At 37.5% G+C, this 6,585-nt stretch carries 6 protein-coding genes and 2 pseudogenes; 3 read left to right on the forward strand and 5 right to left on the reverse strand.

Features of this window, described 5'->3' with window-relative positions; translation table 11 throughout:
- The 3 genes and pseudogenes from M0Q17_RS10225 to M0Q17_RS10235 all read left to right on the forward strand — a co-directional run.
- A pseudogene (locus tag M0Q17_RS10225) lies at window positions 1–224 on the forward strand (succinate dehydrogenase/fumarate reductase flavoprotein subunit); the annotation flags it as partial.
- Between the two features lie 9 nt (window positions 225–233).
- Window positions 234–1,211, forward strand: a complete 978-nt coding sequence (gene sdhB, locus M0Q17_RS10230) for a succinate dehydrogenase/fumarate reductase iron-sulfur subunit (RefSeq protein ID WP_295086536.1) — start codon at window positions 234–236, stop codon at window positions 1,209–1,211.
- A 10-nt stretch (window positions 1,212–1,221) separates the two neighbouring features.
- Window positions 1,222–2,103 carry a CoB--CoM heterodisulfide reductase iron-sulfur subunit B family protein gene (locus M0Q17_RS10235; protein ID WP_295086538.1) on the forward strand — a complete coding sequence of 294 codons (882 nt, stop codon included), beginning with the start codon at window positions 1,222–1,224 and terminating at the stop codon, window positions 2,101–2,103.
- 235 nt (window positions 2,104–2,338) lie between these two features.
- Here M0Q17_RS10235 and M0Q17_RS10240 read toward each other — a convergent pair whose 3' ends face one another.
- From M0Q17_RS10240 to M0Q17_RS10260, 5 genes and pseudogenes are all read right to left on the reverse strand, one after another.
- Entirely contained in the window at window positions 2,339–2,722 is a 384-nt protein-coding gene (locus M0Q17_RS10240; RefSeq protein WP_295086540.1) for a cytochrome C, read from the reverse strand.
- Window positions 2,723–3,252: 530 nt separating this feature from the next.
- Window positions 3,253–3,786 (reverse strand): molybdopterin adenylyltransferase, encoded by a 534-nt coding sequence (gene mog, locus M0Q17_RS10245; RefSeq protein ID WP_295086542.1) that lies wholly within the window; start codon window positions 3,784–3,786, stop codon window positions 3,253–3,255.
- Between the two features lie 10 nt (window positions 3,787–3,796).
- Window positions 3,797–4,318, reverse strand: a complete 522-nt coding sequence (bioV, locus tag M0Q17_RS10250; protein ID WP_295086544.1) for a pimelyl-ACP methyl ester esterase BioV — start codon at window positions 4,316–4,318, stop codon at window positions 3,797–3,799.
- Window positions 4,305–5,948 carry an AAA family ATPase gene (locus tag M0Q17_RS10255; protein WP_295086546.1) on the reverse strand — a complete coding sequence of 548 codons (1,644 nt, stop codon included), beginning with the start codon at window positions 5,946–5,948 and terminating at the stop codon, window positions 4,305–4,307. The genes bioV and M0Q17_RS10255 overlap by 14 nt, the downstream gene beginning before the upstream one ends.
- Window positions 5,935–6,585 (reverse strand): annotated as a pseudogene (locus tag M0Q17_RS10260) (radical SAM protein); the annotation flags it as partial. The pseudogene M0Q17_RS10260 and the gene M0Q17_RS10255, both read right to left, overlap by 14 nt.

Below are 6,585 nucleotides of genomic sequence, written 5' to 3' on the forward strand. Positions count from 1 at the left end.
CGATAGAGTTTGGACATATGATTGACTACTCTGCGTTTATCGTTGAGAGCGCAATTGCAAGAAACGAGAGTCGCGGCGCACACTTTAGAGAAGATTTTGATACACGTGATGATAAAAACTTTCTAAAACACACCATGGCTTATATGGACAAACAGGGCAATATAGAACTTGATTATATGCCTGTAGTTCTTGGCAAACATGAACTTAAAGCAAGAAATTACTAAGGAGAAGTTATGAGTACAAATAAAATTACTACACAAAAAGTAAACTTCAAAGTATTTCGCTTTAATGCTGATGAAGATTATCTTCCATACTATGAAGATTATAGCTTAGATGTTACTTCTGAAGAAGTTGTCTTAGATATACTAAACAGAATCAAATGGGATTATGACGGGAGTTTTTCATACAGAAGAAGCTGTCGTCACGGTATCTGCGGAGCATGTGCCATCAAAGTAAACGGTCGCTCTACTTTAGCATGCAAAGAGAGTATGTCAACCATGATTGAATACTTTGGAAATGATTTAACGATTGAACCTCTTAGCATCAAAAGAGCTGTTAAGGATATGATTATAGACAAGGCTGATTTTTGGGAGAAACATGCGGCAGTAACTCCTTATCTTGTTGCAGACATTGATGAGACACCTATGAGTGAAAATCTTGTATCTCCGCATGATGCCGAGGAGTTAAACGAAGCTGATTTATGTATTCAGTGCGGTGCATGTCACTATGCTTGCCCTGCTGTTGAGATAAACAGTGACTTTTTCGGTCCTGCGGCATTTGCTGCGGCTTACCGTTTTGAAGCGGATGTCCGCGATAGTGACGGCGAGAGACTTATCAATGTAAACGAAGAGAAGCAAGGTGTCTGGGATTGCGTAAAATGTTTTGAGTGCACGGAGGTTTGTCCAAAACATATAAATCCTTTTGAAAAAATTACAAAACTGCATCAGATGGCATTTAAAAAAGGTGTTGCTAAAAACAATGTTGCAACTCGTCATGCTGTTGGCTTTTTGCACTCTATAAGAAAACATGGCATGCTTGATGAGGGTGGCTTAGTTCTTTACTCTGAGGGACCGGCTATCGTAAAACATATTCCTGTAGCACTTCAAATGTTTAGAAAAGGCAAGATAGTCATGCCTTGGAATATGCCAAAATCGGGTAATCTTGATGAGATACAAAAACTCATAAAATCCTCATCAACAGTAAAGTTCTAGGAGTAGTTAAATGAAAAAATTAAAATATGCACTTTTTACAGGATGTACGGCAAGACAGAGCACTCCAGAACAGATGATGTCAACTCTAGCAGTTGCCAAAAAACTGGATATTGAACTTATCGAACTAACAGAAGCTTCATGTTGCGGGGCTTCTCACTTGCAGGATTATGATGATTTCTTATCACTCGTTTTAAATGCTAGAAATATAGCTTATGCGGAAAAACACGGCTTAACAATGGTTACTATCTGTAATACCTGTCAGTTAAATACAGCTATGACGAAACATAGACTCGATAAAAATTCAGAACTAAAAGCAAAGGTTAACGAAAAGCTTGCAGAAGTTGGTTTAGAGTATAAAGGGACATCAAATGTTATTCATTTTTTGTATGCAATTATTGATGATTTCGGACTTGACAAGATAAAAAAGATGGTTGTGAAACCTTTGAGCCAGTTCAATATTGCTCCGTTTTACGGCTGTCACAATATTCGCCCCTCAGAGCTTCATGACGAGTCTCATAAGCAAAAAGAGAATCCATACAACCCTACTTCACTTGATGACCTTATCATCGCTTGCGGAGCTATGAGCGTTGAGTATGAAGAGAAAAACAAGTGCTGCGGCTTCCATGTAGAACTTCAAGCACCGCATACGGCATCAGTTTTAACAGGAAATGCAATTGCAGGCGCAACCGACAATAATGCGGACATGATGGTAACACCCTGCCCGCTTTGCCACCTAAAACTCGACACTCAAACAAAACATGCCTCAGAAGCAATTGGAAGAGAAGTTTCACTTCCTGTTCTTCATATGCAGCAGATGGTAGGACTAGCACTAGGATGCACTCCAGCAGAACTTGGTCTAAAACATCATGTCACGGATGTAAATTTTGTCTAAATCCCATTACTAACATGGGCACAGAGGCATAAAAAGAGAATGTCAAAGGTGCTTTGTCAGCCAATAAATACAAAAAAGACAAAGCACTTTTAGAAGATTTACTATATGAATGATAGCCAAGATTAAAAGGTTTGAATTTTATCAGAAAAAGTAGAGATTTACTTGCGGGGATGTAATATAACTATAAGCTTTAGAATTTATAGTTTATAGTTATATTATTTATAAATAGCTAAGACTACCAGCCTCTAACTATTCTATGACACGAAATACAGTCAGCTATAATCTCACCGTAAGCTTTAGTAGCATCTGTATAACTCTCTTTTTCTATTGCTGACTTTAGTGCTTTTAAGTGTTCTGCTAGGTTACTGCTGATGTTTTTAGTAACTTGAACTTTGTTGTTGTGTTTTATAAAAACAGATACATCAACTTTAGAAAAAATAGCGTTTGCATTTTCTAAAACAACCACACCAGCCTTTACTTCATCCCTCTTACTATATAAAAAACCACTTTGAATTTGGTTCATACCTTGTGTCATTAAACTCATTGTCGAATTTATTGTAGTCTCATAAGCCAGTCCAAGAACTGAGCTTAAGATTAGTGCCACTACGATTTTTTTCATTTATCTCTCCGTGATTAATTTTGTTGTTTAATAATACCCTTTATATAATTAAAGATTTATAAATTATTATAATAATTTATGCTAAACTTTATAAATGTACACATGCACCTAAATTACACCTCTCATGAAGAATGGCACTAACTTAAGCAATAATAATACATTTTAGAATGACCATTTTTTATAACTTCATCTCTTGCAATATTTCTGGTTGCATAAGTAATCTATAGGAATTACCAAGATGATTCTCAACTGTTTATGTATGCAGTGGAGCTAGTTACAATAGAGTTTAAAACCATTGCTATTGGCAATAAGCCCAATAATGCAATTCAATCTGGACAAGTTATAGAGTTGCTTCTTCGGTGCACTGCATTAAACCTGTTAGTTAAAAAATCAATGATAAGTAAAGTTGCATAAAGTGGAGATTCTCTCACAAGAGTGTCATTTAGGTCATTGAAGAGGACCATACAGAATAATAAAAGACAATCCTATATGCTATAGTATTTATCACTCTATTTAATCGTTACACCTATCTACTTAATCTTCGGTCTAAAAGCCTTTATAACATCCTCGTTCGTTTCTATATAAGGTCCTTCTATTAGGTCTATGCAGTACGGTACAGCAGGGAATACTGCATCAAGACACTCACGGATGGATTTTGGTTTTCCCGGCAGGTTTATGATAAGGCTTTTGCCTCTGATGCCAGCCGTCTGACGAGATAAAATTGCAGTCGGCACATATTGTAGGCTTACCTGACGCATAAGCTCGCCAAATCCCGGCATCATCTTCTGACATACGTTCTCGGTGGCTTCGGGGGTCACATCTCTTAGAGCGGGCCCTGTTCCACCGGTCGTAACTACAAAACAGCACCCCTTATTGTCGCAAAGCTCTATCAAGGTCTCTTCTATCATGTCCTGTTCATCTGGGATGCATCTATATACTATCTCAAACTCGCTCACAAGATACTCTTTCATGGTGTCTTGAATAGCAACTCCCGATATGTCTTCATATATTCCTTTGCTTGCTCTGTCGCTTGCCGTGATAACGCCTATTTTTATTTTACTCATATATATTCTCCTAGTTAGTTAGTAAAAAATGATTTGCATCTTTTATATATGTTAGAGTTGCAAATTCTAAAAAAAACTCCCTTGCACCATCTGCATCTATTATTGCATCTTTGCCACCGAGATAAACCTCTATCTTTATCCCGCTTTGTGCGATATCCTTTAGTTCCTCTCTGTCCCACTCATAACAAAGTAGCTCTTTTAGCTCTTCAATGCTGTTTTTATCATGCTCTATAATCTTTTTTTCATAGGGCAAAAAGCACAAAGAGATAAACTCTCTTAAATACGCATCTCTGTTTTTTCTATATCCAAGAAGTTGAAGTTTTTTAAACTTCTCATCTTTTGTCTGAAAAAAAGCAGGGGAGAAAAGCTGCAAGGTGTCTACTCTTTTTTTTACTCTCAACTGCTCTTTTATATATTCAAACGCTTTTATGGCTCCGTAGCTAAATCCGCAGACACAATATTGAGACGAGTTTATATAATCTTTAAAATAGTGTTGCTCATTTTTTAGAGAAAATCCGCTAAAAAATTTCATTGAGCTTCTTTTTTACATCTGCTTTTGTGATGCTCTCACGCTCATTTAAAACACCCTCTACATATTTTATAACGTTCTGCATTGATTCTAAAAGAGTTCTTGTCTCCTCATAGAGTCTTTTCATTAAAATCTCTTTTTCATTCTCGCTAGCCATAAGAGATGAGCCCATGCCGTACTCTGTAATCATCTTTTCAACTATCTCTTTTGCTTCATCCAAATCACCTTTGGCACTACTTGCATGTTCATTGTACTTGATGTTGCATGCGACAATGCCAGCTAAAAGCATCTTTACTCTTGATTCAAGCTCATATTTTATAAGCGGTTCATCTGTTGCGGGAGTCAGCTTCTCGTTTGAGAGAAGTAATTTTTCAAAAGGAAGATCAAAATAAGTTGCGCAGATTACTTTCGCCGCCTGATAAGTTACTCGGTACTGTTTTTGCTCATCACTTAACATCTGGAGCTTCTTTTTGCCAAACATAACCTTGTCTTTTACGTGATGAAAGTGCTCTATTGTAACTTGAAAATCATGCCCTCTTATAGCAAGCAGAGATGCTTCGTTGACAAGAGTGGCCAGTGATGCTCCACTAAAGCCTACCGTCATGCTTGCCACAGTATCTACATTTACGTCATTGGGAACTTTTTCTAAATATTTGCTAAGGATTGAAGCTCTCTCCCTTTTTGTAGGAAGTTCGACAAAAATTCTCCTATCAAATCTTCCTGAACGAAGAAGCGCTGAGTCAAGCACATCTATCTTGTTTGTAGCGGCGATTACGATTACCCCGCTAGAGTTTTCAAAGCCGTCCATCTCCGTTAAAAGCTGGTTAAGTGTTGCTTCTCTCTCATCGTTTCTCTGTCCGTCTCTTTTTTTCCCTACGGCATCTATCTCATCTATAAATATTATTGATGGGGAGTTGTTCTTTGCCGCATTAAAAAGCTCATTAACCCGCTTTGCACCCATGCCGACATATATCTGAACAAAAGAAGCACCACTTTGATAGTAAAAAGGAACACCCGCAGCATTCGCAACTGCTTTTGCTATCATAGTTTTACCCACCCCAGGAGGTCCTACTAAAAGTACACCTCGTGGCATTCTTGCGCCAAAACTTTTGTAGCGTTTTGGCTTTTTCATAAAATCAATTATCTCTTCAAGCTCTATTTTTACATCACTTATGCCGCCAATATCGCTAAATGTGACATCGCTTTTTATAGATCCTATCGGTTTTGAATGCTCTAATGAAGATTTAAATCTGCTGCTTGTGATGCTCTGGGTATCTAATATTTTGTTTTTTTGAAGCCACTTAAAAATAAGCACGCCAAGTCCTAAAAAAAGTATTAAAAAAAGAAGGTAAACCACTATATTTGAGCCGTTTTTAACCTTGACTTTATACTCGCCAAGCATTTGTGCAGAGATTTGAGAAGATGCAATTTTATAAACCTCATTATCTGTTTTAAGATAGACAAAATCCTCTGAAAGCATAACATTTTTAACATCCTTGTTCTGTAACATAGAGGTCGCATCTTTTAGTGAAATAGTCTCTGCATTATCTCTTAGAATTGCAAAAAGAACCAAAATTATCACTAAAAAAGCTGATGCATAAAGTGCTACTCTGTTTGTTTTAGACCCTACCATAGTTAGCCTCCTCTTTTACCTCATACTCTTGTAAATTAATCCAGTTTCCAACTAAATCTTCACTTGAGTCTATCATGATTTTGTTAAAGTGCTGATCATATCCGACAAACAAACCATCTTTTTGGCTCTCTATCAGTATGTCTAGGGAAGAGCTAAAAGTCTTTCTGAATGCAAAGTTTTTTTCACTTACAATCTTCTCAAGTTCATGAAGCCTATCTTTTGCAATTTTCCCGTTTACCTCTGGCTTCATTGTAGCTGAGGGTGTGCCGTCTCTTTTAGAGTATGTAAACGCATGAAGATGTGTTAGAGGCAACTCCCGTACATGTCTCATTGCCTCATCCCAAAGCTGCTGTGTTTCGCCGGGATGTCCTGTTATAAAGTCGGTTCCTATAGCAAAACCCTTGCTTGAGAGTAGTTCAAAAAGCTCCCTGTCTTGCTTGTAGACATTTCGTCTGTTCATAAACTTTAGCATCTGCGGTGATGTATGCTGAAGTGCGATATGCAGATGCCTTTCAAGCCAAGGTTCATCTAAAATCTCTTTAAATTCATCGGTTATCTGAATAGGTTCCACGCTTCCGAGTCTTATGCGTCTGACACCGCGAATAAGTGACATCTTTTTCATAAGCGAGGCTAAGGA

It is taken from the genome of Sulfurimonas sp. (genome assembly GCF_023229105.1).
In the GTDB taxonomy this organism is placed as follows: domain Bacteria; phylum Campylobacterota; class Campylobacteria; order Campylobacterales; family Sulfurimonadaceae; genus Sulfurimonas.